Origin of the sequence: Sphingobacterium sp. UGAL515B_05, from assembly GCF_033097525.1 — a bacterium.
In the GTDB taxonomy this organism is placed as follows: Bacteria; Bacteroidota; Bacteroidia; order Sphingobacteriales; family Sphingobacteriaceae; genus Sphingobacterium.
The window spans coordinates 5,095,738-5,121,976 of sequence record NZ_CP109907.1 but is presented as its reverse complement, the minus strand read 5'-3'; the positions used below and the strand labels follow the sequence as shown (position 1 = coordinate 5,121,976).

Sequence of the window (26,239 nt, the reverse complement as noted above, 5' to 3'; positions counted from 1 at the left end):
TTTATGAAAAAGTACTTATGCATCTTTGTATTGGCCTGTACTTTGGCCATGGTTACCATACCTACCACTACTGCCCACGCTACTCCTATTGCTATCCTGGAAATTATTAAAGCGGGGGTAAAAAAAGTGATCAAAGCTGTTGACCTTAAAATCCAGCGGATGCAGAATAAAACTATTTGGTTGCAGGATGCACAAAAGACACTGGAAAATACACTATCTAAATTGAAACTCGATGAAATTGCTGATTGGTCCGAAAAACAAAAGGAACAATATCGCAAGTATTATGAGGAACTATCCAGGGTTAAATCCATTATCACGTATTATCAGCGCATACGGGATATTATGGATAAACAGGTGCAGCTTGTAGATGCATATAAAACTGCCTGGCAAAAACTTCAAGGAGATCACCATTTCACTTCAAAAGAACTTGAATACATGGCTTCGATATATGGTGGCATATTGGAAGAAAGCCTGAAAAATATAGAGCAGATCAGTATGCTGGTAAGTGCCTTTCAAACTCAGATGTCGGATGCCAAACGTATGGAACTGATCAACAAGACCGCAGATCAGTTAGAGGAAAACTATACCGATCTGGTACAATTTAACAAACGCAATTTCAGTATATCCTTACAGCGTTCCCGGACCCAACAGGAAGTGGATTATGTTAAAGGACTGTACGGAATTGATTAATCCTGAAGTATATGAAACGTTTTATTATCTGGTTTTGTTTAGCCCTGGCCATTAATTCGGTTAAAGGTCAGGCCCAGAATACATCGGAATGGCTTAAACAGAAAAACACGCAGAAAAAATACCTGATTCAGCAAATTGCTGCCCTGCAGGTACATCTGGGAAACATAAAAAAGGGATACCGAATTGCCCGAAATGGTCTACAGGCGGTTTCTGATTTAAAAAACGGGGAGCTAAATCTTCATAGTCTTTACTTCGAGTCTTTGAGAGAGGTAAATCCTTCCATTAGAAAGTATGGACGCATCGCCGAAATCAGTGCCATCCAGGTAAAAATCCTTAAAGATTATAAAATATTAAAGGATCGTATTCAAGTTGATGGTATCTATAATCCTCGTGAAATCGATTATATCAACAATGCTGTTGGCGGTATTCTTGACAATTGTGAACAGCTTGTATCAGAATTGATTGATGTAGTTACTGATGGTAAGCTCCAATTAAAGGATGATGAGCGCCTGGAGCGAATTGATCAGATTTACAATGCTATGTCTGAAAACGCGTCCTTATCCCGATCCTTTTCATACGAGCTTATGGGCATCAGCCAGAACCGTGCATCAATTAAAGCCAATGTTCAATCCAGCCGCCTCCGTGCCGGCATAAATCAATAGTTATGAGAAAGTTTACGATCATTTTATGCCTGCTGGTAATGGGAATATTGCAGGGAAAACCTTCCTTTGGACAGGCCAATGAAATAGCGCAGTTGCTGCTTAATGTGGAGAAGCTAACGCAGTTTAAAGCAATCTTAAAGCAGATGAAGGATGGATATAAAATTCTTAATGGTGGCTATAATACCGTTAAGGACCTATCTCAGGGTAACTTTTCCTTGCACCAGACTTTCCTGGATGGACTTATGGAGGTAAGTCCTACGGTAAAAAAATACCGTAAGGTAAGCATGATCATCGAAGCCCAGCTTGCTTTGGTAAAAGAATATAAATCCTCCTTTAGCAGGTTCAAGTCTGATGGTTCCTTCAATACAAAAGAACTGGACTATATGGAAAAGGTTTACGGAAATCTATTAAAACTGAGCCTTAGAAACCTTGACGAGCTCGCAGGAGTAATCACAGCCGGGAAAATGAGAATGTCTGATGATGAAAGGCTACAAGCCATTGACCATATATATGAAGATATGGAGGAAAAAATACAGTTTCTCCGACACTTCAATTCCCAAACTTCTATCCTTGGCCTACAACGCGCCAAAGCTAAAAAAGACCTGCAATTCAGCAAACAGCTGAATGGAATTACTAAATAAAATACAATATGAAAACTTTGAACAGAACAATTCTATTTATCGTCATCCTTTTGCTAGGGCCAATGGGATTGTATGCCCAAGGTCTGGCATCTGATCTGAACGGTATGCATGATATCCTTGATCAATTATATGATGAAATGATGCCGCTTTGTAGCCAATTGATTGGGGTTGGCAGAGGTCTAGCTGGGTTTGCTGCACTATTTTATATTGCCCACCGTGTATGGAAACATTTGGCCAATGCAGAGCCTATCGATTTTTATCCACTCTTCAGACCCTTTGCTATCGGCTTTTGTATCACCATCTTTCCATCTGTTTTGGGTATGATCAATGGTGTTATGAAACCTACCGTAACGGCAACTGCATCTATGATAACCGGTTCGAACAAATCAATTGAAATCCTGCTCAAACAGAAGGAGGAAGCGATTAAGAAAACTTCCAAATGGCAAATGTTTGTCGGAGAAGATGGACAGGGCGATCGGGATAAATGGCTAAAGTATAAATACAATAAAGATATTGATGAGGGTTTCATGGACCGGTTTGCCAACAACATTGATTTCGGTCTGGAAAAAGCAGGATATAATATCCGGAACAGCGTTAAAGAATGGATGAGCCAGGCCCTTGAAATACTCTTTGAAGCAGCCTCACTATGTATTAACACTTTGCGTACTTTCCAGTTGGTCGTGCTTTCCATCCTTGGACCATTGGTATTTGGCCTTGCTGTATTTGATGGCTTCCATCATACCCTAACCGTTTGGCTTGCCCGTTATATCAATATTTTCCTCTGGTTACCTGTGGCCAATATATTCGGTGCCATCATTGCCAAAATACAAGAACAAATGATTAAACTGGATATCAGCCAGATCGGTGAACAGGGAGAGACTTTTTTTAGCAGTACCGATATAGGTTACCTCATTTTTTTGATCATTGGTATTGTGGGTTACTTTACGGTTCCATCTGTTGCCAATTATATTGTGCATGCTGCCGGTGGCGGCGCTCTGCAGCAAAAAACGACCAGTATGTTTTCATCCACCATGGGTGCAGCTCAGTCAATGGGCACTTCAGCAGCATCAATGGCTGCAGGAGGAGCTCTGGCAGGAATGGGCATGGCTGCGGACGCCATGGGCAATGCAGCATCAGGAATGAAGGATGGCATGGCATCGCAGGCAAATAGTGCCCCTTATTTTAAAGATAAACTTAGTGGTAATTCTTAATGGCTAATCTCATGTTTAAAAAAATTCAGAACATAGATACTTCTTTCCGTCAGTTCAGACTATTCTGTATCTGTATGCTTGGGGCAACGACACTAATTTGTGTTTACACCGTTTTTACCAGCTTTCGGATGGTTTCTAGTATGCAATCCAGAATTTATGTACTGGCCAATGGCAAGGCGCTAGAGGCCTATTCATCTGATAGAAAGGACAATATCCCTGTTGAAGCGAAAGATCATATCAAGACGTTTCATCAACTCTTCTTCACACTTGACCCCGATGAGCAGGCCATCAAAACAACCATAACAAAAGCTTTATACCTGGCTGATGAGAGTGCGAAAAAAGTGTATGACAACCTGAAGGAAAATAAGTTTTATTCTGGTCTGATCTCAGGAAATGTAAACCAAACGATTCAGGTGGATAGTGTGCAGGTTGATATCAATCAATATCCCTTTAAGTTTCGCTGTTTTGCCACACAGGATATCATTAGGCCTACAACCATCTCAAAAAGAAGCCTGATTACAGAAGGTGAACTTAGAAGTGTATCCCGGACGGAAAATAACAGTCATGGCTTTTTAATTGAACGCTGGAATACCATAGAAAATAAAGACCTCAAAACGATAAATCGCAATTAATATGAAAACAATCGAAAAATCGGTACCTGAGAAAGGTCCGGGACCTATGCAATCTATTCGGAAGGTAATAGCTGGAAACGTCAATAAAAAAGCAAAATACTTTGCCGTATATCTCAAAAATAAAACAGCTCATTATAGTCCCCGAACCTGGAAGGTGCTGCTGGCAGCTTTCCTGCTACTAGGTAGCGCAATTTGCATATACATTATGTTCTCGGCCCTTACAGGTACGGGGAACCACTTTTTTAATTTTTAATAAACATCAATATGGAACAACAAACTTTAAACGAGCAACAGCAAAAGCAAAGAAAATTTTTCCTTTTTCTTCCGCTAATCTGTGTACCCTTCCTTACGCTCATGTTCTGGCTTATGGGGGGCGGCAAAACACAAACGGTTTTGGCTAAAGCGGATGGAGGCCTTAACCTGAATCTACCCGATGCACAGAACAAAGAAACGGAGTTCAATAAGCTTGACTTTTACAACCAGGCGGAAAAAGATTCCCTTAAACTGCAGGAGTTAATGAAAGCTGATCCTAATTACGCTATGTCAAAAGATAGCGAATATTTGGCTACACAAGACTTTCTAAGCTCCACTCCTGCTGGTTTGAATACTTCATTGTATTCTGGAAGCAACAGTAATCCTGCAGGCCAGGAAACTAGAATCTATAATAGGTTAAATCAACTACAAAACGAACTGAGCCGTAATTATGCAGCACCGGAAGATAACCATTATATCGCCCCATATAGAAGTTACTCCGCACCATCGGTTGGTTCAGCAGAAGTGGACCGGCTGGAAAAAATGATGGAAACGATGTCCGAAACAGCCGAAGAGGATAAAGAGGTTTCCCAGCTCAGTTCAATGATGGACAAAATTTTGGATATCCAACACCCGGACCGTGTGCAACAGCGTCTGAAGGAACAGTCTGCCGCACACCATGGACAGGTATATCCATTTAAAACAGCACCAAAATCTGCGGTCATTACAGTATTGGATAACAGGCCGGTCAAACAGTATGCGGAACAATTCAATAAAAGCCCTGACAAAGAAATGAATACTTTCTATGGATTGAATAATGAAATTGTTGGCCAACCAGATTTAAACGCTATTGCTGCAGTAGTGCATGAAACCCAAACTCTGGTCTCTGGCTCCACAATAAAACTCCGACTTTCCTCAGATGCATTTATAAACGGTGTTCAGATTCCAAAAGGGAGTTTCATCTACGGGTTAGTTTCTCTTCGTGGCGAAAGGCTTGAAGTAGATATTGATGGCATACAATACAAAGAATCCCTCTTCCCTGTTAAACTATCTGTCTATGATCTGGACGGAATTGCTGGAATCCGGATTCCGGGTGCCATAACCCGTGATGTGATCAAACAAAACTCCGATCAGACAATACAGAGTTTGTCATTGGGCACTTTTGATCAAACCCTTGGTGCCCAGGCTGCATCAGCAGGAATTGAGTTAGGTAAAAATCTCCTCTCCAAGAAGGTTAAACAAATTAAAGTTGACGTAAAAGCCGGATATCGTATCCTGCTGAAAGACAATAAGCGTAAGGACCAATAAAATAATATTAAATCAATATCTATAAAGCAATAGTTATGAAAACAACAATCAACATCTTGTTGGCAGTCATCTGCCTTATCTTTCAAGCCACTACAATCTTTGGACAGGATTCCCGAACACGAATTACTGGTATGATAGAACCTTTCAATGTAGGAATATCCTATGATAAAACGACAAACCTCATCTTTCCCTATTCCATAAAAAGCGTTGACCGTGGATCAGCTGATGTACTGGTACAAAAGGCAGCCGGAATTGAAAATGTATTGCAGGTCAAAGCCGCTGTGGAAGATTTTCAACCGACTAATCTTACCATTATTACTGCCGAAGGAGCTTTATACTCATTTTCGTTACGATACCAGCCTAACCCTGCCTTTATCAATTTGAAAGTTGCAGATCTGGCTATTCCTTCTATACCTATTGTACAATTTAGTCCGGATATAGAATATGAAAGCCAGTTGAAAGAAATTGCACAACGCATCGGTAACAGGCAATCATTTTTGAGTAAAATAAATGATGACAAGAATGATATGATGATAGCTTTAGATGGTATATATATCAAAGATGATCAGTTATACTTTCAGTTTAGCCTGGAGAATAACAGTCAGATTAATTATGATATAGATGGATTCAGACTTTATATCCGGGATGCCAAAAGATCAAAACGGACGGCCAGCCAGGAAGTAGAATTACAGCCCACCTACACTTACGGGAATTTGAAAAGAATTGAAGGAAAGTCAAAACAGACCATTGTTCTTGCAATCAAAAAATTCACTATTCCGGACAAGAAATACCTTAAGATTGAAATACAGGAACTTAATGGTGGCCGGCAACTCGAATTAAAAATTAGTAACAAAACCTTGCTCAAAGCAAGAACAATGTAATCTGTATATTTTTTAACAATTAAAAGTGAAGGAGGAAAATGCGATGAATGAACAAACTGAAGTAAAACAAGAAACAGTTGACGCCTTGGCGAACGCAATATTTTATGCGGGTTTTGGCACCATTGGTAGAGATCAATTAACGGAGGCCCTTGCTAAAGGAACTGAAGAGTTTCAAATTAGCCATGACACAAAAATAAATAGTGATTCCGTCCGTGGTGTATTACACTTTAAACGATCTGATCAGGACCTCGACAAAGTATTCTTTAACTCCTTTGACCTTCTGGTAAAGAAGGAAGGTAAAGAAGAAACGTTACAGCAAAAATTCCCGGTATATTTTGGCAACAAGTACACTTTAAAGGAAGGATACAATTTACTTGATGGCCGCTCTGTAAACAAAACCTTTACCAAAATAAATCCTGATGACAAAAATGATCGTCAAACATCAGAGGCTTGGGTTTACCTGGATTTTAAAAATGTCGACACTAATGGGAATTACCAGTTAGACAGAAGGAACCATTTTGATCTGGAAAAGCAATTGGAACAATATCCTATTAAAGGTTTAGAATTCTCTCAGAACAAAAAGGAATTGATAGACTCCCTGAAAAAAGGTAATCGCGTACAGGTAATAATGGTAACAAGCCGTGGTGAAGAAAAAATAAAGATTGAAGCTGCTCCCCGTTTTGGCTCCATGAATTTATATGATGAGCAAAACAAGCCCATCCGCTTGTCATATAAAAAAGAACAACAAGAACAAGGTCAGGAGCAATCCAAATCTCAAGGTGTCTCCCCTGATTCAAGCATTATTGAGGCAGGAAAAAACAATGTCGCTTCGGAAAAGAATACACAGGAGCAAAAAAATTTGACCGAAAGTTCCATTAAAAAAGATGACGATCAGAAAAATAAAAATAATGGATCTCGAATCAAGTTAGGATAAGATTTGGGGGGATTCCCCCATTTCTTTCTTTAAAATAAGGAGCTATGAGAAATCGTATTGAACAGTGGTGGCAGGATGTCCTTAAATGGAAGAAACGTTTTGAATCAATTGGGAATCCTTCTTCAGGTGAAAAGTATTTATTAAAAGAGCAATTGCGTAAATATGAGCAAATCCTTGGGGCAAAGATTAATTACCCTACCACCGAAGAAAAGATCACCAAGAAAAAATTGCAGCAAGAAACAAAGCAACTCGAAAAGGCCCTCTATCCGAACAGGATTAAGAGAGCATCCAGAACTTTCAAAAAAGCATTAGATAAGCTAAAGCGATCTATTGGCCTCGCTGATCCCGATCCCAATAGAATTAATCTTCAACATCCAAGATTTAAAAAGCCTTTAGAGCAGCTGGGCGTTTCCTTTGATACCTTACAGCCAACACTTAACTTATTGTCTAATAAAGCAACTTCGGAGCTAATTCAAGCAAACCAGGTGCTCGATACAAAGATCATAATAAGCGAGGACAAAAAGCGATTGGATGGCTTATTATATAGCTTAAATCTTAGTGATAAAGAGCAGCGGAACATCTTTGTAGGAAGTGAATCTTCCCTAAGGAAAGCAGATGTAGTGACACTACTACAAGGAAGACCAATTTTGATTAAGGATAAATGGCTGATACCGGATTTAAATGACCGGGATAAAAATGGGAATATCAAGCTGAAAGAAATCCTTGTTCCAAACTTTGACTTGCACCAGGAAATAAAAAAGATTCCGGGGCTAAAGTTACCGGCCGAGGAGATTGACCGTATGGTTGCTGATTTACAATCAGGCCAAAGGGTAAATCTTAATTCAAAAAAATACAATGAAATATTTATCGAAGCTAATCCCCTTGGTAAATCTATACTTTTCATTAAGGAGAATAAAAGAATTAATCTGAATGATTTAAGTAGTAATCCAAAAGCGAAAATGGTAATAGCTAAAGGCCAGGATGGCGAAGCAAAGATTAGCCGAACTAAACTGAACTGATATGGAAAAGAAGGATTTGGCAATTTTGTTTGTAAATAAAGTGCAAAACGACATCGCGATTGATACCAAACATATAGCCCTTTATATGGCCATCCTATTCAAGTGTATAAATGCTCAGAAAGAAAAAATTGTAGTGGATAGAAGTGAATTGATGAGATTATCAAAGATATCCAGTACAGCTACCTACTATAGAAAAATGGCAATTCTTAACCATTATGGATATATCGGTTATTACCCTTCCCAGGCAAATGATATGCCTACAACCGTGGAATTAAAGCAGTTATAGAAAGAAAACGCACATTTTGAAAGATTGAAAAACGTGAAAAAGAAAGGTGAGATATGCAGATAAATATTGTGACTAAAGATGACCTGGAGGATTTCAGGATAAAACTACTTTCAGACATAAAGGAAATCCTAAAAATTCAGGAGGTAAAGAGTTTCCCCCGTTCTATTAAGACGAAACAGGTTTTGGAAATATTGGAAATATCGGCTGGCAAGCTGCAACAAATGCGCATAGCCGGTGAGCTAACCTACAAAAAAGTTGGCGGGACCTATTACTATAATTACAACGAAGTTAAACGGCTATTACCTAAAGAGTTAAATGGAGGATACGAATAATGTGGAATGATGAGGTAATTAAAAAGGCTACGGCAGACCAAAGATTAACTGTTTCCCATATGGCACTACTATTTGCGATCATTACCCTGTGCCGAAGAGAGAATGGGTATAGGACAATTCAAACTTCCAGGAAGATACTAATGGCTAAATCACATATCGGAAGTTTACCAACCTACCATAAGTGTATAAAGGATTTAGAAAAATATAAATACTTGCTATATTGCCCCTCTTATCATCCCCAAAAAGGGAGTTCAATAAAAGTGCTTAATTTTTTATAATAGGGATGGCAATTATTTTATTGCCATCCCTATTATATTTTATGCTCCTGGAAAATTCCTAAATTCTATATGCCTGGCTTTGTTTTGAAAGATATTCCCATTCTTGATCCTCGAAGGCTCTCCTTCGAACTCAACTTTGTGTTCGTTCCTGTAATCTATAAAAAGGTAATTTTTCCAGTCCGATTCTTCCAAAGGAAAGAAGGCTTCTCCTGGCTCTGAATGCAGAAACCAATCACCTTGTGCTGCATTACAAAAAACACAGTGATTGGCCCAATATTCTTGATCAACAATTTTTGAGAAAAATGGTCGGAAATAGGAAAATTTAGTTTTTAATAAATTCCTTAATTTTTCATCTTTCGGAATTATTTTAGAAAAAAAAAATAAGTCATTCGATTCCTCTACATCGGCATCTTGGACCTTGTATGATACAGCAGCTAATGAAATCACTGGAGTATTGGCGTTACATTTATAACAAATTGTGGTATTTTGAATAAAGAAAAAAGGTGAACTTATTATAATATTCATAGGTTCGAAATTGGATAATTTGAAACCTAATTTAACATATTTATAACTCATTAAAAACAGGTATAGCAATTATTCGGTATTATTTGAATGATTGTAGCAATTATCTCAATCTGTATGTTACGGCGAAAAGGAATAATAACCACATTCTAGAAGATAAATCAAGACATGTATTTAATGAGGTTATACCCGACAATTGGATGGTTAGAGAAAATAGAAAAGATTATGGTATGAAATGTGACGTTGAAATCTTTGATAAAGAGGGAAATTTGACCGGCTTTTTTTTACTTCCAATTGAAGGCAACTGAAAGCAATAAAAGTTTACGATAAAAAACGAAAGTTTTAAGTATGAAAAGATTGGTCAATTTCAATCATATAATAGTCTTGTCCTTATTCCTTATAAAAATTATCCTTCTTGTCTTTTTTCTTTTGCAACATTCAAGCTAGGATAGGCAACCAATATCTTGTTAATAAAATCATCTGGTAGATCCAATGCCAGTTGCTTTAGCGCATCTGGCGTATAGGGACTGTAGACCCTTGCACCAGTAGTAAAATCTGAATCGTCTAGCATAAAGAGCTCTATTGCCTCTTCATAAGTGGTGTTTAAAAACAGGTAATGCCCTGTTGTCCATTTATCAGAACTTTTTTTATGATTTAAATGAAGCAGATAATATTGATGCGCATAGGAAGGGTTCGGCGTTTCATCATATTGAAGCATATCAACTTCATCAAAGCAGCCATTGCCACCTAGTTCATCAACGTCACCTCTGTAGGGTTCAAAATTTTCTAAGCTGTCTGGCTTTGCCAACGTTATCAGGCGATCGTAAAGTGGCTCGAGAATTTGTTCAGTAAAGTCATCGTAGTAGCTTTCCCGCCCTTCAAATGCCTGATAATTTCTATAAAAAGAGATAAATATGAATCCCAAATCGTTAAGCGTAAGCTTTTCTGGGTCGATCTTCTCAGCTACTTCTCGGAGAACCTCAAAACTTGGCTCAATCTTGTGGTGGACCCACATTTTCTTCACATCATTAAAAAGTTGCTCAGCACCATTAAGAGAAAAGAATTGTTCTATCAAAGCCGGAAATTGTAATAACCTGTTTTTTAAATCTGGGCCTTCTATAACAACAATCTTATACAGCTTTTGGGATTGAATATGCTCGAGCCAGGTTCGAGCATCTTTTGTTATATAAGAGGATGCAAATAGGACTAGGAAGTCCGGGCGTTCAGCATCTGCCCAAGCTATCTTAGAATTTAGTTCGGCGGGCGGAACGCCGCTCGAGGTATAATGTTTACATTCAAAAAACCACTTGGTTTTTTTAGGGTGGATGTGATTTGAAAAAAGCAATGTCCCCTCAATATCACGACCGCTATCTGCACCACCCTGGCGCCATATTAATTCCTGGTAACCGTATCTTAAAAGCAGCTCATAACATAGGTGCTCAAAATCTCGTGGTGTCAATTGCTCAAAAGCAATATCATTAACTGTATAAATCATATTATCAAAGCATTTCTGGCATCACCTGTACATACTTATTGGCCTAATTCTGGCTTCTCTTTAGTCTTGTCATTAAGTATGCAATATTTAGGTGCATATTTATAAATTTTGCACATTTTATCAAAATAATCTTTCTTCATCGAAAGCGCAGAACCTACCAGCTTTGCCTTTTCATCATGTAAATGATTATTGTGACGTAGCCCCAGATATTCTGATGACCAGTATTCAAACTTCAAAACCTTTTCGTTGTATTCATTAGTTGCATACAATCCATCCGCAGGATCTGATACAGTTAAATTAAGTGCACTTACAATATTAGGGTGCAGCCAAAGTAACCTCAAAAATTCAATTGGGTCATGCTGAATAAAGGCGAGCACTGGTGTATCTTCCATAGCAGCATCCACAACCATATTGTCCCAGATGACTGCCGAATGCAAATTGTACTTGGAATAGGGGAAATTACCTGTTGACATTCCAGAGAACGTAAGGCCACCAAAATTCTGTGCGCCCAGCAATTCCGAATATTTGACCATTTTATATTCATGCTCAAAGTGTGCTATCAAAATCCAGTCTTTAGAAGTATCTATGTCCTCTAAACGTTCACCTTCAGTATCCCATGGTCTTACTATACCAATAGGCCTGAAAGAGCTAGAATTTATCTGCGCGGCAATCGCATTCAACCCAAGTGATGCGGTCTTATAGAAGGATAGCTTATTTACTTTCGCCCAATCTTTCAATTGGTTTGATAAATAGCCGCTATTAATGAGTTCAAGCATATATTCCGAACTGTAAATATGCTGAACCATTGTTTTATTGAATCTATTTACATAAATTTCAAAAAGGTGTTGGTATTTAAGTTGCCAGGTAGATTGATGTTTTGCAAAAACCTGATCGAGGTCTAGCCCCATATTTGTAAATACTGACTGTCGTTGATTTAGGCTTAAATAGAATTCTTTTTCATAGGCCTTAAGTGGAAACTGAATATCCTCTACTTCTATATATTTAAATTCAGGTTTGTTAAGCAGCTCTTCTATTAAAACATCAATAGTCACGTAGCGCGTCGGATACATGCTATTCAATTCACCTGAAAAATTATCTTTATACTGGGTGTCTATTACATTTTGATCATAAATTAGTTGAATTACTGACAATATCTGAGAAGATTGAAATCGGTCTCTGTTTTGTAGGAACCATTTAAATGGTTTTACAGCAAGATCCGGACAGTATTTCATTATATATACCAAGCCACCAACTACCCGTTGATATCGCTCAGTAGTGTTTGCCCTGAATCTACAAAGCAGTATGCTAAATAAAATCTCGCGTCGGTTCATCTCTAGACTATTATCCAATGCATCCCCCCAGTCTATAGCTTCCTGTTTAGGAAGGCGATAGCTTGTAACATTGAAAAGATTAGCCCACATTTCGTCAATTACTTTAGGGTCATATTTCAATTCTATAAGTAATCGAATCAGATTAGCAGAAAAGTCACGATTAAACCCTACGTTTAGTTGATCAACCAGTAGTTCAAACAGGTAGGTTAATGCCAATTGGGGATTATAGTCATGTGCAGCTTTAAACAAATCTATCCTGGTGAGTCGCTGAAACCACCCACCGGATTCTAAAACAAATCTGCTAACCAGATAATAGCATCTAAAATCATTGTATTCAGCAAACACCATATCAAGCCCATCGTTAGGATCGCCATTGTCATTCCTTTTGTTGATTATCAGGGTGTTAATAAATTCTTTCACTTCATTGTCGAGCTCATTAAATGAATCAAACAAGTAGCATAGTGCATTGATATTGTCCCGAATAAGTTTTCCATTACTAAACCAATTTGTTAGTTCAGCAATGGACATCTCAGCAAACTCTATTCGGTCTTCACACAAAATTCTAATTGGTTTTGCAGGCATTTGACCTTGTCCGCGAACTGGTGAAGGTTTGGGCTTATAATATAGGGTCAATTTATGTCGCAATGCCGCTTCTTCAGCTTTTTTAACAAAGCCAACTGAATAGCTGTATTGATCCTCAATAGTTATATTGGACAGCGTGATTGTTAGCAACGCGCTTTTAAGGCTATGACCTTCAGGAATTTTTTCAGAAAGACTTATACAGTAAGCTTGAAACTTTTCAGATCTTTCTACTGGCAACGTACAGGCGATATATCCTTCAATTACCGGGTCAACCGAACCATCTGCCTTAATCAAAAGATCTACAAGGCATTCTTCATCCATCCATGAATGTATATACCGATGAAGCTCATTACGCAGGTATAAACATGCTTCCTCAAAATTGACAGCCAGGTATTTTCTATACCATTCACCAGTATAATGTTGTGTGCCCTTACCATCAGTGTGATTCAACACCGAGTCAGCCAGCACTTTAATTCTTTTAAGGTAATCTGACCCTACTGTTGGATTTAGCAAACAGTAAGATTCAATTGCAGTGATAACGTCATCTAGAGTCGCATCTTTTCTGAAAGTATAAGCCAGGGTATATTTTACGGCTTCGGCAAAATGGTTGTGTGCATTTATATTATCGCCCGCTTTAGAATACAAAATTGAAAGTGTGAATTCATACTCTGCTATATTTGTGTGGTAGTGATAGTCCTGCTTTTCTTTTGACAATCTTACTAATACATCGATTATCTTTTCTATATTATCGCTGCATACAAAATCTGAGAGCAGTTGGAAAAGGGAATCTGTAGCCAATGGGCCGGAAATACTTCTTTGCAAAGAAACAGTAGTTCCTTCGCTCACCTTTGTCAAAATATCAATTACATAGTCCCATTGCTCTTTTGCATGAATAAGCTGAAGACCATCAACTAAGCTACTATATATATAATTATGTATTCCGTAAAGATCTGATGTTCTGGGCTTGCCAAGAAATGGCTCAGTGTGATAGCCAAGATATTGAAATGCTTCCCTTAAAAGTGAGTCCGTCGTGTGTGCATCAGCATCTACATATAAGTTTTTTATAAGTGTGAGCTTTAACTTATATATTATCCAGTTATAGAACCAGTTTTTACCTTTAAATTGCTCAATAATGTTTTTAATAAATAGCTCATCTCTTACGTGTTCATTAATTTTAACAAAAAAGTCTTCTAAAATACTTTGCTCATTGGTGTGTATGTGTTCAAATTTCAATATCTGATTAACTAACTCTTCTATCTTTTGCGGAGAAGTAGAGTTGATGATGTCTCTTGACTCCAGAGCAGCATCAATCTCAGGAAATGTACTACGCAGTTGCTCAATATACCGGGTATCCGGATATATTCTCAGTTCCCTTCGGAATATGGTCCAAAAAGCTGATAGTGATTGATCTTCATTCAGCTTAGTGGCCACCTTATTTAAACGATCAGCCTTTCTTTCTGCAACCAGCCCATGCACAAAATACTTAAATGTATCTACCGTAATGTTTTCTTGATCCTCAAAATATTGCATATATACCACCCAAGGTGCAGGCGTATTGTGTTCATTACATAAATAACATGCTTTGAGTCCATCAATCAGATCTAATGTGGGCTTACCATCGAATAGCAATATCTGTGAAATGTGTGTGAAACCATATAGATTACCTATGGCAGTTAAGTAAGGAATGAATACACTGTCTAGACTATCAATGGTGGTGCTTAATATTTTGTTCAATTCATTCAGCATTACTATTGCAGGAAAGTCTTGATGTTGAACAGCGCATCTTCCCAATATTAAGAAATTGTTGGTAATGGCTTTCCATGGCTGCCCACAGATAATGCTTTTGGTAATAAAATCATGGGAAATGAGCTTAAGCGCTATATCGTACTTACGCGTTTCATATAATAGCTGAAGGTAAAAACGGAACGCTTTGGTGTGGGAAAAGAAGTCTTTGTTCGAAAACCAGTCTATTATAGGCTTGAAAATTGCAGCTTCAATATTAACACCTGCAGACTCGAGATGTTCAACTATAAACCTTCTAAAACTCTCGTGATATATCTGGTAACCACTTTGAAGGATATTAATGTTAAGAATTGGCGAAAGAACTTTTAAATCCTCTTCCACTTTCATTCCTAAATGGGTAATTTCTTTCAGGTCAAGTTGGGTTAAGCTAAATCCAACACCCGATAAAATTCTGGGGACATCCTGATGCGACTGTATTTTATTTAAAATATATTGATAGTAACCCTTCAAATTGTAAGAATATGTTGGTAGTTCATTGATTGTCTCTGCTGAAATGGCTGAATTAAGCTGCTTGATTTCAATAATGAGATACTTTAAATAAAGGGGATTTCCGTTACATTTTTCTTGCAAAAAATCTGCAAGTAGATTGCTTTCGATTTTAATATCTGAAAGCCCAACTTTAAACATCAATTCACGTGTTTCATGGATACCCCATGCTGGGATGTTTTTCTTTTCAAACCCTTCCAGCTCATTCAACTCACTAATAGCCTGCGAAGCAATGATTACTTTCACGTGTCGGGAAGTTGATAGGCGTGATATAGTTTTTATGATATCAATATCCCGAACTGACAGATCATGGAATTGCTTAAAATGAAATACTCTATCAATATGATCTAATCCATCAATAATTAATACAGTATCCTGATCAATTAATTCGATCAAGCGATTTAGGTCAGATAAATCACTTCCGTATTTTGCTTTTTTATGATGTCTTAAGTATGGATAGTGTTTAATAATATCAGCAATGAGATTCCCAAAAAAAGTGTTGGTTTGAATCCGGTCTTTTTGCAGGGGGTCATCTACGCTGGTATAGCAGTAATGTCTGATGACCTTGACATCATGATTACATAAATAATTTTCGATGTTTTGAATAAACCAAGATTTGCCATTTCCAGGTTCACCAAGCAGCAAAACTTTGTTAATGTCTTGAATAGATCCTATAAATGCCTTTATAGTTTCTTGCCTGTCTACGTTTTCTTCTTCAATTACTGGGAAAATTTGTTCAATTGAACCATAGGTCTGACTAATATTAAATTTACTAAAGATGGAATTTGAAGTTATTTCCCCACCCTTACTTCTAACTCTTTTGACTTCTAAAATCAATGAAGCAGCAAACTCACTTACCTTGATGTGGTTATTAGGAAAAATTCCAATCCCTAGTGATCTTACCTGATCGATAACGATGCTCTCTAATTCACCGGGCTCGTTCAGATCTAGGCTGAATTTTGGAAATTCAACTTCAATATATAAGTCATCGCAAAAGCAAATGAACTGATTTCTATCTACCTTCTCTTTACTTACAAAACGTTTAAATCTAACCCATGAGGATAGAGGCTCTTCATTTTCAGGCCATAGCTTAGCTATATTAATTTGATACACTTTCGTATTGAAGTTATTGAATGTACCCTTGTCTGGTATTTCTGTAAGAATGTCGGTAAGAGAGTCGTCGGGACAATTCCAGGCAAGACATAACCTCAATTCTGATTTTTGGACATTACTATTAATTTGCCAGGTTTGAAATAACTCATCAATGCATATAACCCCACTTGAAAGATCATCTTTTTTAAGTGTGTGAGCAGAATCAGAATTACTGTATTTAACTTGATTCTTAAATTTACCGCTATCAGCAATAATAGTTACATCGTCTATTGAATCAATCTTCGACTCTTTTCTGTCAATTAAAAACCTTCCATTTGTCTCTTCCAGCATATCTTTCAATAGAAAGTATGCAATAAGTAGATCTTGGTACTCATATCCTTCATGCGCTTCTTGTAGTCCCATAAAATATAATATTCATATATTGCTTCTATTGCAATATAATAAAATATGACGGTACAAAATCACCAGAAGTAGGGTAATATCCGACCCATCCTTATCATTCCAATATTTCCCAATCTACGCTGCTAATAGCTATAATAAGCTATTGGCAGACGGCTGGTTCGGTTCCCTCCCTCGCCTATAAGTATAACTGCCACGAAATATACGAATTCATGGTAGTTTTTTCAGATCAATTAAATTATGATAATAATAAAGGCTCAAAGGATGGCAAAAAGTTTGAATTTAGGAATTTTACAAACCGGGAATCTCTTTAGCGCAAAACTACTATTACAACCTCACCAGATGTCAATAGTTTTCTAATAAGTTTAGTAGAGTTCATTTTATTATTTTTAATTGTTTGCCGATGTCTTTTGACAACTTGGATAAAGGTCTTTTGTTTATTTCTGAATCCAAACTGTAATTACCTAAAACAAATCTGTCAATTACGCTTCCAGATAAATTCAAGTCAGCAAATTCCATTTCCAGTTCTTCTCTTTTTGATTTGTTGTAATAAAGAGATTTCAATAATAATTCTTCAACAACATCAGCATGTTTTTCATAAATTGCTTCAATGCCAAAAGTTGTCTTGTGGTCATCAAATCTTGGGTCAACAACATTAACTTTAGGAGTTAATAATTTGTAATTTCTATTTCCAATTAAGTATTCAAGAGCATTGTTTTCATCAATGTAAAAATCAAACATAATGTTTGCATCACCGTGATACGGATGAATGTGAGTGATTAAAGTAAATGACTTACTGCTTTTCGAAATATTACAAGTTGAACAAGATGGAATTAAATTTCCAAGTGTAAGAGAAAGAAATGGAAATTTTGATTTATTATAGAAGTGGTCTAACTGAAAAAGTAATTTCTTTTTTGTGCCGTCTTTTCCAATCGCCAAAGTGAATTGAGCATTACAATAAAGACATGCACTAATTCCAAATCTTTCTGCAAACCAAGATGCTTTTGCACTTTTTCTGAACGCAGAATATCCAAATGCCTCCTCAATTTCATTTTTAAAAACTTCATCATTCAAAGTAGTCAAATATTGACCCGTTGTAAATTTTATAATATGTTCCGGGATTTGATCTGGAGTAGCTTTGATTATATCATTTAAATCATCAATCAAATCTATTATAAAATCATGTTGATTACCATTTTTTTCTTCTGCTAAATTTTCAAGGTTGTTTTTTGCTTTATCAAAATAATTTGTCCAACCTGCTTTATGGTAATTCAAATACTCGTCCCCAAAACTCTTAAACGAAACTAAGTTACCCTTGTTATCAATTATCCTATTTATTATTCTCATTCTTCCCTCTCATTTTAATTTCCTTGATTGAATTGAGTTCCTTTTCAAGAAATGCAATTCGTTCGTCAATATTTTCTATTCTTTGTTCCGGAAATTTCTTATAAAACCATTCCAATAATTGATTCTGAATTAAAGGCTCTCCAACTAATTCTATAATGATCTTTAAATGCTCTGGATTCTCGGGTGCCTCCTTATTCAATTCATTAATAATGTCTTTAATGATTCCCTTTGCAAATTCACCCATTGCACCTCCTTTATCTTTCAGAAAAAAAGCATCAGCATATAGCGAATGAATATTAGCTCCAAAGGTTTTTTGCATATCTCTCAATTTTGAAACTTTACATTCTCCAGTAACAATATCCTTTTCTAAAAAAAGAATATTGTTCTTCGGCAAGTCAGAAACCAAAATTGGTGAATGGCTTGAAATAAGTATTTGCAATATTTTCTCAGGAAAGAGTTTGGGTAGATTTTCATTCAATAATTTAATGAATGAAATTTGCCATTGAGGATGGAGTGTTACTTCTGGTTCATCAAGTAAAAAAACTACATCGGATTGACTTTTAGGAATAGTATCAGCCGCTCTTTTAAGTCGGCTAAACATTGAGAGTAGATTTTTCTCTCCACTACTCAAACCAACAAATTCAATTGAAAAAATATCAAAGATAAACGTTCGCTTATCTCCTTCGTCTTCCAAAATAAAATCATCAAAAAACAATTTGACAAACTCCTTCAACACAGCAGGATCTGCGAGCGGAATTGAAAAATGATAATTGCTTCTATTTATAATTGAAGGAGATTTAATGATGAAATCTACAGCCTTTTTAATTTTAGAAAAAATTGAACTCTTAAATTTATCTGTGAACTGTGCTTTCTGTAAAAAGCTTTCAATTGTGCTTCTTTGAGTTTTTGTTTTGCTCGTAGATGAAAGGAATAATTCAATTGTGGAGAAGATCGCATTTGAATTTCCTCTGTCGCCAAAGTCCATTCTGTTTTTATACTCGTATTTTAGTGCTCCATAAAGAAAACTCACATACAAGTTTGATTCTAATTCCTTCAAATTGTCCATTTCTTTTGGGGCTTTTAACTTTATTGAAGCTATTACTTCTTCAATTTTTCCTTCCAAATCATTGTCGGCTTTCAAAAAACTATCAATACTTTCCCAAAACCTTTGATAGAAATCATTCAAACGAATGTGTACACTTTCAATGCGATTTTTAAAAGGCAATTCTTTAAAAATCTCAGTTGAAAGGAATTCTAAATTTCGTTTTGATTCTGCTGACTTATGAGCCAGCAATTCACTTTCCCCTGATATGTAGTAACTGCTCTCACCAATATTGAGAGCATGATAATCATCTACAATACAATTCTCCGTAGTATAATCGTAGTAATGCCAATAATCCGTTTCCCAAGTTCTAGAACTTCCTGCAACGCCTTCAATATTTGCAATCCTATCCAGGTTTAGCAACGGGCTGTAATGAATAATTGAAATGTGGTTTAAATGACTGGTTGCTATTTGCCCTTGATGACTGTCTTGAACTTCATAGGCCTTTAGTTTTCTCTGAAACTCATCTCTGTTGTAGTTTACTAACTCAACATTCAGGACCTCTTCCAAAACGAAATATTTGATTTCCGAAATAGATGTTCCGAAATCAATTCCCTTCCGATTAAAAATAAATTTGTCCGTAATAATAAACCCATCAAAATAGAAGTTGGATTTGGTCATAATGTTTTGAATGAGTATTTCCAAAAGTGTTGACTTGCCCGAACCATTTTCGCCAATTATTGCCTTTACATCTATAATCTGGTCGTTAAATAATTTAGGGGTTCTTTTCTTTACGCATTCAAGTCTGCCGACAATTTCATTTGTTTTATGGCTGTCTTTCTTTATAATAAAACTGAATTCATAAAGAGAACTCAAATTGAATCCTGTTTTTTTAATATGCTTGTATTCGTTTACCCAGATATATAAAAGCATTACTGTTAGATTTTAATAATTTTTTTAAAAGTATTCATTCTTACTTCCTTTATTACAAATGTCAGTCAAGATTGCAAATAATCACTATTTTCCATTTCAAATTCGGTCTCTATTTCTGTATTTCCACCATCTGCAAGCATTGCAGGTAATTCAAATATATGTGAAAGAACTTTAATTAAAAGACATTTCGCGTTTATTTTGAACGTAATTGTTTTTTAGTTTTAATTTCTAAACGACTGTTATTCTCAAGACGACTACTTCGGGGGGATAATTTAATAATTGTCTTAATACGCAGCCACAATAATAAGTTTTGATGAAATAGAAAGAAAAATGAATGACATACCGGAGTGCTTGATTCCACATGTTAAAGGAGGTGGTTCCCTTACAGCATTGCCGGTAATTGAGACAGTCGCTGGTGATTTAGGCGGTTTTATTCCTACCAATGTAATCTCAATCACAAATGCTCAAATATATCTTGAAAGTAACCTTTTTAATGCAGGAATTAGCCCCGAAATAAATGTTGGACTTTCTCAATCAAGAGTTGGTGGTAATGCTCAAATTAAGTCAATGACAAAAGTGGCACAAACTATAAAAATAGATCATGCCCAATATCGAGAAATAGAGGCATTTTTAAAGTTAGGATCAGATATTGATTCATCAAATAAATTAGTTCTTGATAAAGGCTCCAGAAATGTTGAATTACTCAAACAGGATGAGCGTAGCCCCATTAAAGTTAAGAATCATGTAGCAGTTTTGTTCGCAGGAACTAGAGGACTATTAAATAAGATTCCAAAAAATAAAATAGCAGAATTTGAGACAGCTTACTTATATGAGTTAAGATTAAAATTTCCTGAAATTCTAATCTCTATAAAAAATGGAATATATGATGACACGATTTCATCTACATTAGAATCAAAAAGCTGCTGCCACTCTAAGAAAATAAAGGTATTGCAAAGTAACAGTTAGAAATTAAATGTTAACTTTACCATGAATAATCGGATGATGGTTCTTTGATTCAAGATAAAAATCCATATTCGTGGCAATAATAAAAAAGTATTCAAAAAAGTGCGTTTAAATGGTCTGGAGCCAATTGGTTCGGTTCCCTCCCTTTCCGCCAAATGATACAGATGCCACGAATAATCGCTATTCGTGGCATTTTTGTTTTTAGCACTATGCGTATTATCAGCCATAAACAAATTAGGCACTTTGGAATACAAAAAAATAGGAACCTCAGGCGAATAATAGCTATTATGTATTACGCTAGGGGTTTTTCAGAAACACCTTTTTGACTCTTTAAGCGCCCGTTAAGTAATAAACATTTATACACAACATGTGCTCAGGAAGTTCATTATTTTAAAGCGACTCGTAAAGCGCACCTGCAACTGCCTGAAGTAACTTAGGACTGATCCGTTCCTTAAAGTTTGGTTCAATATATTCAAACTTTATTTTGCCTGTCTTGTCGAGGATAAATACCGACGGAACGGGAAGTAACATATCCGTGTTGTTTCCACCACTGGTTTCTGGCAAAAATTTATGGTAAGCTGTTGGTGCCCTGAATACAATACCTATTTTCTTTCCCAACGATAAATCGGCATCTGAAAGTAATGTATATGATAAATGTCCTTTATCAATACTTGTTTGAAGATTCTCAGGTTTGTCGGTACTTACCGCTACAACCTGATAACCCAATCCGAGCAGTTCTTTTTCGATTTCCTGCAGCCCCGAGAGCTGGAGGTTGCAATACGGACACCATCCCCCCCGATAAAACACCAATATGGTGGGTTTTTGGGAAATTATCGTCCCCATGTTAACGATCTGCCCATTGACGTCTTTTAAATCCTGAAAAGGGAATAATTCGCCGATCAGCAGTGGACTGATATCTACTGCCATTTCCGGAATATCTTGTGATAGAGCTCTATCTTGTTGTGCATGTGCCACATTAATCATAAAACAGAATACAGCGAGCACTAAGCTGATTATTTTTCTCATCGCTATTGATATTTTTAATGTTTATTTCTAAAAGCAGAAATTGTATTTCGTGAATGTAACTTAAAAAAACGGCTGAAATGTGCCGGACTGGTAAACCCCAGATGATAAGCAATTTCTTTGGCTGATTTATCCGTATAATTGAGGTAACGTTTGGCTTCCAGCATAATCCTTTTTTGTATCAGACTGGAGGGTGATGGAAATTTCAATAAAGAAAAGACATTGGCAAGCGTCTTAGGTGATTTATTGAGTTCTCCTGCATAAAAACGGACTTCATGTTTAGTTTTGAAATTACACTCCAAAAGCAGGTTGAATTTGCGTATAAGATCCAATTTTTCATCGGTGAGTAATACATTGTCGGAGGTCTGCTTCCTAGCTAGACGGGTGACACTAATGATAATTCGCTTGAGCAAAGTACGCAGCATCTCGTTCTGCATCCTATCCTTTACCAGCATATCCGTTTCGCAGAATTGCACCGTTAATTGTACATCATCAATATCTTGTTGGGAGAGGTCGATAAACATGGGATTGCAGATGCCGTAAAATAGAAAGCCGACACATCCTACCTCAGCATCGTGGTCAACGATACAATAGAATTCCCGGTTGAACTGCCAGGCGATCAATTGTTCAGGATGTTCAAACCTGAAATTCTGGTTGGCCATCAACGGGAGCACCGTGTTTCTTGGAAAGGTATATTGTACTTCATCGATAAATGCGAGCTGGTCTTCCTGAAAATTAAATACAATGGAATTTATTGTGCTGTCACGTAAAATTCCGGCATGGGTAAGTATAGATTTATCATTACCAACGACGAATGTTCCATTGGTCTTTTCGTTTTTATATTCTAATTTCATCCTTTTTCTTTTGAAAGTATCCAGTACTATAAATTTAGCAAAGAATTAAACAGGTTTAAGCAACAAATGAGCAGGTTAAGCCACCAAGAAGAAACCTGCCCCTTCAGTGTATCTTAGTTGAGTGTAACTTTTACAATCTGTGGCAAAGTCGAAAATACGTTTGGATTAGGCACCTCCTGGATAGGCTCACTCTCCCCAAGGGGCATGCCCGAAAGATCGATCCGTATATTCGCGCCAGGATATTGGTCCTTTTTTGTTCCATTGTCATACAGCGACAATTCATCCGACACATCCCCCTTTCTTGTGGCATCGATTCCATTACCTTTCGTAGCATAGAACCAGTCATTACTCAACCCATACATGGTAGCAATCGCAATTCTATCCCCTTTTTCAATATCCAGTTGCTGCATGACCTTCCCTCCTTCAGCATTGCCAATTCTGGGAAGTAGAACAGTACTTGTTGATTGTTTCAGGACATAAACTTTTTTAACACCAGGTTTGGTCGTTAGCTTTGACGCCAGTATATCCGCATTGCCCGTCTGTGCCAGATTACTGAGGCCCTCGCTGCGGTCTTTCTCTCCTGTCTTATAGAAAGGGTTTTCATCTCCCTTGTAAACAACAACAAGCACCGGCGAAAGTGGCGTAAAAATTCCGGTCATTCCATGGAGGTACCTGTCCATCACCGTATTGTCGCCCATCTCGGCAATATTCGTAAGCCCATTTGCTGCATGCTGGCCTTTGGTATAAATCGGCATTTTGTCAAGTATATCTCCCCCTGGGGCATAAGAAACGGTCCACACTCCCGGACTGAAGGGAGTTTCATTGGGAGTACCCCCACTCTTATTTTCAATTGTGAGCTTAAACCGGGAATCGCCCTGATAAGCAAGCGTTGCCTTCATCAACTGAGATGCAGGTAGGTAACTATTTCCTTGGGCATCTTTTCCGTTTATTTCCGATATATTATTGGGAGCAAGCTCAGCGGCTCCGGGATGCGTCACCTGCATGCCCGGTGATTGGTTTATCCGTGTTCCGTTATCCCATAATTTGATCTGGGTAGACACATCTCCCGTTAGCGGAGTTCCATCTGAGCTATATAGGTTTATGCCCGGATTTTCGGGAGCGAAAAAAAGGTCGTTGCTCCATCCATACATTGTCGCGAAAGAAAGCGCCTGCCCTGCTCCAGCATAAAACTCTATGCTAATGGACTGCCCTGGAAAGATTACTGGCGGTGTGCCTTTTCCCATAAAAGTACCCGATTCTACTAATGGTTTTGCATCCAATACATTTTCAATAGTAATTGTATTGGTCCTCGTTTCTGCGATCATATCATCATTGTTGCAGGAAGCAAGCAGCGCAATGCTCCCCGCACACAAAAATGCGTATGATGCTGTCTTTCGTATTTTTTTGATTGTGCTCATAATTTTTTTATTTAAGATTCAAAACAAAATTAGCTTTAACAGTAGCTTCGGGAAATATCGTCATTTCCCGAAGGCTTGTCCAGATTTCCCGAATCACTGCGAATTATTTCTGTGACGACCAAATGGATACTTGAATGAGGTAATGACGAAGGATGTCAACTTTTAACATTCATTATTGCAATTTCTGTCACGCCAAATTGAACTGGTATTTCAGTTCCGACATAGCGAAAAAACTGATACCGGAGTTTTAGGAAGAGTAAACAAGGCGGGGTGAAACGATTTTCGATATACAGATACGATGAAAGGTCGTTTACATTCCTGTAAATCGTTATTATGATTTAGCGTCGTGAAAGATGATACCTAATGTGTGACGTTCGCCACTGTGTATAGTGGATACACCATGCTTCATGGTTACTCTGTAGTAACCTTTGACTCCTTTAACTGGGCGAAAGTTGGTGGCAAATATAATCACATCACCTTTTTTTGGTTTGATAGCATGTGTGCGGGATTGAGCCATCGGGATATTTTCTGTCAGGATAAACTCACCTCCTGTGTAATCCTTATCAACGTCATCTAAGAATAGAACTATTTGCAACGGGAAATAGACTTCGCCATATAAATCCTGATGCATGGCACAAAACCCACCTGCTCCATACCCGAGAATTAAAGCGGTGGCCTTCTCTTGTCCGTTTTCTTTGCATCGGGCGATGAATTCGTGATGTTTTCGGGGATAACGAGTTTTTGTTTTCAATACCTCCATCCATTTGTTAGCAAGGGGGGCAAGATAGCCATAGAAATTTTCCCTTAGTTCTGTCAGCATATTAGGTAGAGGGTAGTTGAAATATTTATACACACCTTTACCAAAACGATAACGCTCCATTACTACTGTTTTTCGGTATCGGTATTCTTCGTTGAACTCATGAAGTAATTCGGCACACTCACTATCATTTATAAGGTCAGGAACAATAGCAAACCCGTTGTTATTTAAGGCCTCGAGAATCGTATCCCAATTTTTTGTCTGTAGTCGTTGTTCTATTGTATGCATAACTATTATTATTAAAAATTTCAGTTGTTAATTTATTTTCAATTTTATCCTGTCGCTATTCAATTATTCCATGATGCTGATTGTAATGCGGCAGGATATCGTTTTGAAGATGGCGCCGTAAAAAAGTCGGGTTTAACCCGACCCCTCTCTTTCAAAAAAGCGATTAGAAAGTTTTCAGTAAGCCTAATTGCGTTAATGCTGCTACACCATCGTCGAGACCGATCTCCTCAACGATTTTTCCGTCAACCACTTTCAATACAGTTGTTCCTGTAAAGTGCATTTTTCTTCCAGATGCTTCAGGGAGAGAGCCTGCAAGGAAATCATCAAATGAGATACCCCTATGAGTTCCGCCACCTTCCCATTGTCCAACCACATAATCCCCTTCTGCAATTAGGTCTGCTGTTGCCCAGAAGTTCAGATTAGGGAATGCGGCACGGAATTCGGTCATAAACGCCTCAATATTATCACGGCCGTTGCGTGCTTCATGTAGCGAATATTTTAACAGCATATCAGGTGCAGCGATTTCATCTACAATTGAAAGGTCGACCGTCTCACCCCAAAAGTGCGTAAACCAACGTACCACTACTTCTTTGTTTTGTTCCTCTTTTGTCCTTTGATTTTCCATTTTTCAAATTTTTAGATTGTTGATATTTTACGTTTGTTTGATAATTCAAAACTAGTTCGTCAATCCCTCGGATAAAATCCGAATCTTGCGCTCCTGAAAGAGTTTATTTTTCATATTTATAGCAAGATTCGG

At 37.3% G+C, this 26,239-nt stretch carries 23 protein-coding genes; 13 read left to right on the top strand and 10 right to left on the bottom strand.

The features are described 5' to 3' along the window. Nucleotides 1-3: 3 nt before the first annotated feature. From OK025_RS21265 to OK025_RS21210, 12 genes are read left to right on the top strand one after another with little or no spacing between them, the layout of a single operon-like run. Nucleotides 4-690, top strand: coding sequence for a conjugal transfer protein TraI (locus OK025_RS21265; protein WP_317666730.1), 687 nt, complete (start codon nucleotides 4-6; stop codon nucleotides 688-690). A gap of 11 nt (nucleotides 691-701) precedes the next feature. After that, nucleotides 702-1,352: a hypothetical protein gene (locus tag OK025_RS21260; RefSeq protein ID WP_317666729.1), complete on the top strand. Its 651-nt coding sequence runs from the start codon at nucleotides 702-704 to the stop codon at nucleotides 1,350-1,352. Between the two features lie 2 nt (nucleotides 1,353-1,354). Continuing rightward, nucleotides 1,355-1,993 carry a TerB family tellurite resistance protein gene (locus tag OK025_RS21255; protein WP_317666728.1) on the top strand — a complete coding sequence of 213 codons (639 nt, stop codon included), beginning with the start codon at nucleotides 1,355-1,357 and terminating at the stop codon, nucleotides 1,991-1,993. Between the two features lie 8 nt (nucleotides 1,994-2,001). After that, nucleotides 2,002-3,204 (top strand): conjugative transposon protein TraJ, encoded by a 1,203-nt coding sequence (gene traJ, locus OK025_RS21250; RefSeq protein ID WP_317666727.1) that lies wholly within the window; start codon nucleotides 2,002-2,004, stop codon nucleotides 3,202-3,204. A gap of 11 nt (nucleotides 3,205-3,215) precedes the next feature. Further along, entirely contained in the window at nucleotides 3,216-3,836 is a 621-nt protein-coding gene (traK, locus tag OK025_RS21245; RefSeq protein ID WP_317666726.1) for a conjugative transposon protein TraK, read from the top strand. A 1-nt stretch (nucleotide 3,837) separates the two neighbouring features. Further along, on the top strand, nucleotides 3,838-4,089 hold the full coding sequence (locus OK025_RS21240) for a hypothetical protein (RefSeq protein WP_317666725.1): 252 nt from the start codon (nucleotides 3,838-3,840) through the stop codon (nucleotides 4,087-4,089). Nucleotides 4,090-4,100: 11 nt separating this feature from the next. Next, nucleotides 4,101-5,396, top strand: coding sequence for a conjugative transposon protein TraM (traM, locus tag OK025_RS21235; protein WP_317666724.1), 1,296 nt, complete (start codon nucleotides 4,101-4,103; stop codon nucleotides 5,394-5,396). A gap of 35 nt (nucleotides 5,397-5,431) precedes the next feature. Then, nucleotides 5,432-6,277, top strand: a complete 846-nt coding sequence (gene traN / locus OK025_RS21230) for a conjugative transposon protein TraN (protein WP_317666723.1) — start codon at nucleotides 5,432-5,434, stop codon at nucleotides 6,275-6,277. A gap of 25 nt (nucleotides 6,278-6,302) precedes the next feature. Next, nucleotides 6,303-7,211 (top strand): hypothetical protein, encoded by a 909-nt coding sequence (locus OK025_RS21225; protein ID WP_317666722.1) that lies wholly within the window; start codon nucleotides 6,303-6,305, stop codon nucleotides 7,209-7,211. 44 nt (nucleotides 7,212-7,255) lie between these two features. Next, the gene (locus tag OK025_RS21220) at nucleotides 7,256-8,230 is read left to right on the top strand and encodes a hypothetical protein (RefSeq protein ID WP_317666721.1); all 975 of its coding nucleotides are present in this window, start codon (nucleotides 7,256-7,258) and stop codon (nucleotides 8,228-8,230) included. A 1-nt stretch (nucleotide 8,231) separates the two neighbouring features. After that, the gene (locus tag OK025_RS21215) at nucleotides 8,232-8,516 is read left to right on the top strand and encodes a hypothetical protein (protein WP_317666720.1); all 285 of its coding nucleotides are present in this window, start codon (nucleotides 8,232-8,234) and stop codon (nucleotides 8,514-8,516) included. Nucleotides 8,517-8,569: 53 nt separating this feature from the next. Next, nucleotides 8,570-8,848, top strand: coding sequence for a DNA-binding protein (locus OK025_RS21210; RefSeq protein ID WP_317666719.1), 279 nt, complete (start codon nucleotides 8,570-8,572; stop codon nucleotides 8,846-8,848). A 317-nt stretch (nucleotides 8,849-9,165) separates the two neighbouring features. On the opposite strand, the gene OK025_RS21205 is transcribed toward OK025_RS21210, so the two are convergent. From OK025_RS21205 to OK025_RS21185, 5 genes are all read right to left on the bottom strand, one after another. After that, nucleotides 9,166-9,651 (bottom strand): hypothetical protein, encoded by a 486-nt coding sequence (locus tag OK025_RS21205; RefSeq protein WP_317666718.1) that lies wholly within the window; start codon nucleotides 9,649-9,651, stop codon nucleotides 9,166-9,168. A 403-nt stretch (nucleotides 9,652-10,054) separates the two neighbouring features. Next, nucleotides 10,055-11,143 carry a restriction endonuclease gene (locus OK025_RS21200; protein ID WP_317666717.1) on the bottom strand — a complete coding sequence of 363 codons (1,089 nt, stop codon included), beginning with the start codon at nucleotides 11,141-11,143 and terminating at the stop codon, nucleotides 10,055-10,057. Between the two features lie 35 nt (nucleotides 11,144-11,178). Beyond that, nucleotides 11,179-16,860, bottom strand: coding sequence for a hypothetical protein (locus tag OK025_RS21195; RefSeq protein WP_317666716.1), 5,682 nt, complete (start codon nucleotides 16,858-16,860; stop codon nucleotides 11,179-11,181). Nucleotides 16,861-17,232: 372 nt separating this feature from the next. Further along, on the bottom strand, nucleotides 17,233-18,204 hold the full coding sequence (locus tag OK025_RS21190) for a hypothetical protein (protein WP_317666715.1): 972 nt from the start codon (nucleotides 18,202-18,204) through the stop codon (nucleotides 17,233-17,235). After that, nucleotides 18,188-20,179, bottom strand: a complete 1,992-nt coding sequence (locus tag OK025_RS21185; protein WP_317666714.1) for an AAA family ATPase — start codon at nucleotides 20,177-20,179, stop codon at nucleotides 18,188-18,190. Before OK025_RS21185 ends, OK025_RS21190 begins: the two co-directional genes overlap by 17 nt. Before the next feature lie 330 nt (nucleotides 20,180-20,509). Here OK025_RS21185 and OK025_RS21180 point away from each other — a divergent pair, with 330 nt between their 5' ends. After that, nucleotides 20,510-21,145: a hypothetical protein gene (locus OK025_RS21180; protein ID WP_317666713.1), complete on the top strand. Its 636-nt coding sequence runs from the start codon at nucleotides 20,510-20,512 to the stop codon at nucleotides 21,143-21,145. 387 nt (nucleotides 21,146-21,532) lie between these two features. Here OK025_RS21180 and OK025_RS21175 read toward each other — a convergent pair whose 3' ends face one another. From OK025_RS21175 to OK025_RS21155, 5 genes are all read right to left on the bottom strand, one after another. Continuing rightward, on the bottom strand, nucleotides 21,533-22,168 hold the full coding sequence (locus OK025_RS21175) for a peroxiredoxin-like family protein (RefSeq protein WP_317666712.1): 636 nt from the start codon (nucleotides 22,166-22,168) through the stop codon (nucleotides 21,533-21,535). Nucleotides 22,169-22,182: 14 nt separating this feature from the next. Continuing rightward, nucleotides 22,183-23,019, bottom strand: coding sequence for a helix-turn-helix domain-containing protein (locus tag OK025_RS21170; protein WP_317666711.1), 837 nt, complete (start codon nucleotides 23,017-23,019; stop codon nucleotides 22,183-22,185). Between the two features lie 113 nt (nucleotides 23,020-23,132). Then, nucleotides 23,133-24,437: a spondin domain-containing protein gene (locus OK025_RS21165; protein WP_317666710.1), complete on the bottom strand. Its 1,305-nt coding sequence runs from the start codon at nucleotides 24,435-24,437 to the stop codon at nucleotides 23,133-23,135. Between the two features lie 331 nt (nucleotides 24,438-24,768). Continuing rightward, a complete protein-coding gene (locus OK025_RS21160; RefSeq protein WP_317666709.1) occupies nucleotides 24,769-25,482 on the bottom strand; it encodes a 2OG-Fe(II) oxygenase in 714 nt (237 codons plus the stop codon). 163 nt (nucleotides 25,483-25,645) lie between these two features. Then, a complete protein-coding gene (locus OK025_RS21155; protein WP_317666708.1) occupies nucleotides 25,646-26,107 on the bottom strand; it encodes an ester cyclase in 462 nt (153 codons plus the stop codon). Nucleotides 26,108-26,239 lie beyond the last annotated feature (132 nt).

Coding starts and splice junctions, on each gene's coding strand:
- traN (WP_317666723.1), top strand. CDS start 5,432: ATGAAAACAACAATCAACATCTTGTTGGCAGTCATCTGCCTTATCTTT.
- OK025_RS21210 (WP_317666719.1), top strand. CDS start 8,570: ATGCAGATAAATATTGTGACTAAAGATGACCTGGAGGATTTCAGGATA.
- OK025_RS21190 (WP_317666715.1), bottom strand. CDS start 18,204: ATGAGAATAATAAATAGGATAATTGATAACAAGGGTAACTTAGTTTCG.
- OK025_RS21205 (WP_317666718.1), bottom strand. CDS start 9,651: ATGAATATTATAATAAGTTCACCTTTTTTCTTTATTCAAAATACCACA.
- OK025_RS21195 (WP_317666716.1), bottom strand. CDS start 16,860: ATGGGACTACAAGAAGCGCATGAAGGATATGAGTACCAAGATCTACTT.
- OK025_RS21175 (WP_317666712.1), bottom strand. CDS start 22,168: ATGAGAAAAATAATCAGCTTAGTGCTCGCTGTATTCTGTTTTATGATT.
- OK025_RS21255 (WP_317666728.1), top strand. CDS start 1,355: ATGAGAAAGTTTACGATCATTTTATGCCTGCTGGTAATGGGAATATTG.
- OK025_RS21220 (WP_317666721.1), top strand. CDS start 7,256: ATGAGAAATCGTATTGAACAGTGGTGGCAGGATGTCCTTAAATGGAAG.
- traJ (WP_317666727.1), top strand. CDS start 2,002: ATGAAAACTTTGAACAGAACAATTCTATTTATCGTCATCCTTTTGCTA.
- OK025_RS21185 (WP_317666714.1), bottom strand. CDS start 20,179: ATGCTTTTATATATCTGGGTAAACGAATACAAGCATATTAAAAAAACA.
- traM (WP_317666724.1), top strand. CDS start 4,101: ATGGAACAACAAACTTTAAACGAGCAACAGCAAAAGCAAAGAAAATTT.
- traK (WP_317666726.1), top strand. CDS start 3,216: ATGTTTAAAAAAATTCAGAACATAGATACTTCTTTCCGTCAGTTCAGA.
- OK025_RS21260 (WP_317666729.1), top strand. CDS start 702: ATGAAACGTTTTATTATCTGGTTTTGTTTAGCCCTGGCCATTAATTCG.
- OK025_RS21265 (WP_317666730.1), top strand. CDS start 4: ATGAAAAAGTACTTATGCATCTTTGTATTGGCCTGTACTTTGGCCATG.
- OK025_RS21240 (WP_317666725.1), top strand. CDS start 3,838: ATGAAAACAATCGAAAAATCGGTACCTGAGAAAGGTCCGGGACCTATG.
- OK025_RS21165 (WP_317666710.1), bottom strand. CDS start 24,437: ATGAGCACAATCAAAAAAATACGAAAGACAGCATCATACGCATTTTTG.
- OK025_RS21160 (WP_317666709.1), bottom strand. CDS start 25,482: ATGCATACAATAGAACAACGACTACAGACAAAAAATTGGGATACGATT.
- OK025_RS21155 (WP_317666708.1), bottom strand. CDS start 26,107: ATGGAAAATCAAAGGACAAAAGAGGAACAAAACAAAGAAGTAGTGGTA.
- OK025_RS21215 (WP_317666720.1), top strand. CDS start 8,232: ATGGAAAAGAAGGATTTGGCAATTTTGTTTGTAAATAAAGTGCAAAAC.
- OK025_RS21200 (WP_317666717.1), bottom strand. CDS start 11,143: ATGATTTATACAGTTAATGATATTGCTTTTGAGCAATTGACACCACGA.
- OK025_RS21170 (WP_317666711.1), bottom strand. CDS start 23,019: ATGAAATTAGAATATAAAAACGAAAAGACCAATGGAACATTCGTCGTT.
- OK025_RS21180 (WP_317666713.1), top strand. CDS start 20,510: ATGAATGACATACCGGAGTGCTTGATTCCACATGTTAAAGGAGGTGGT.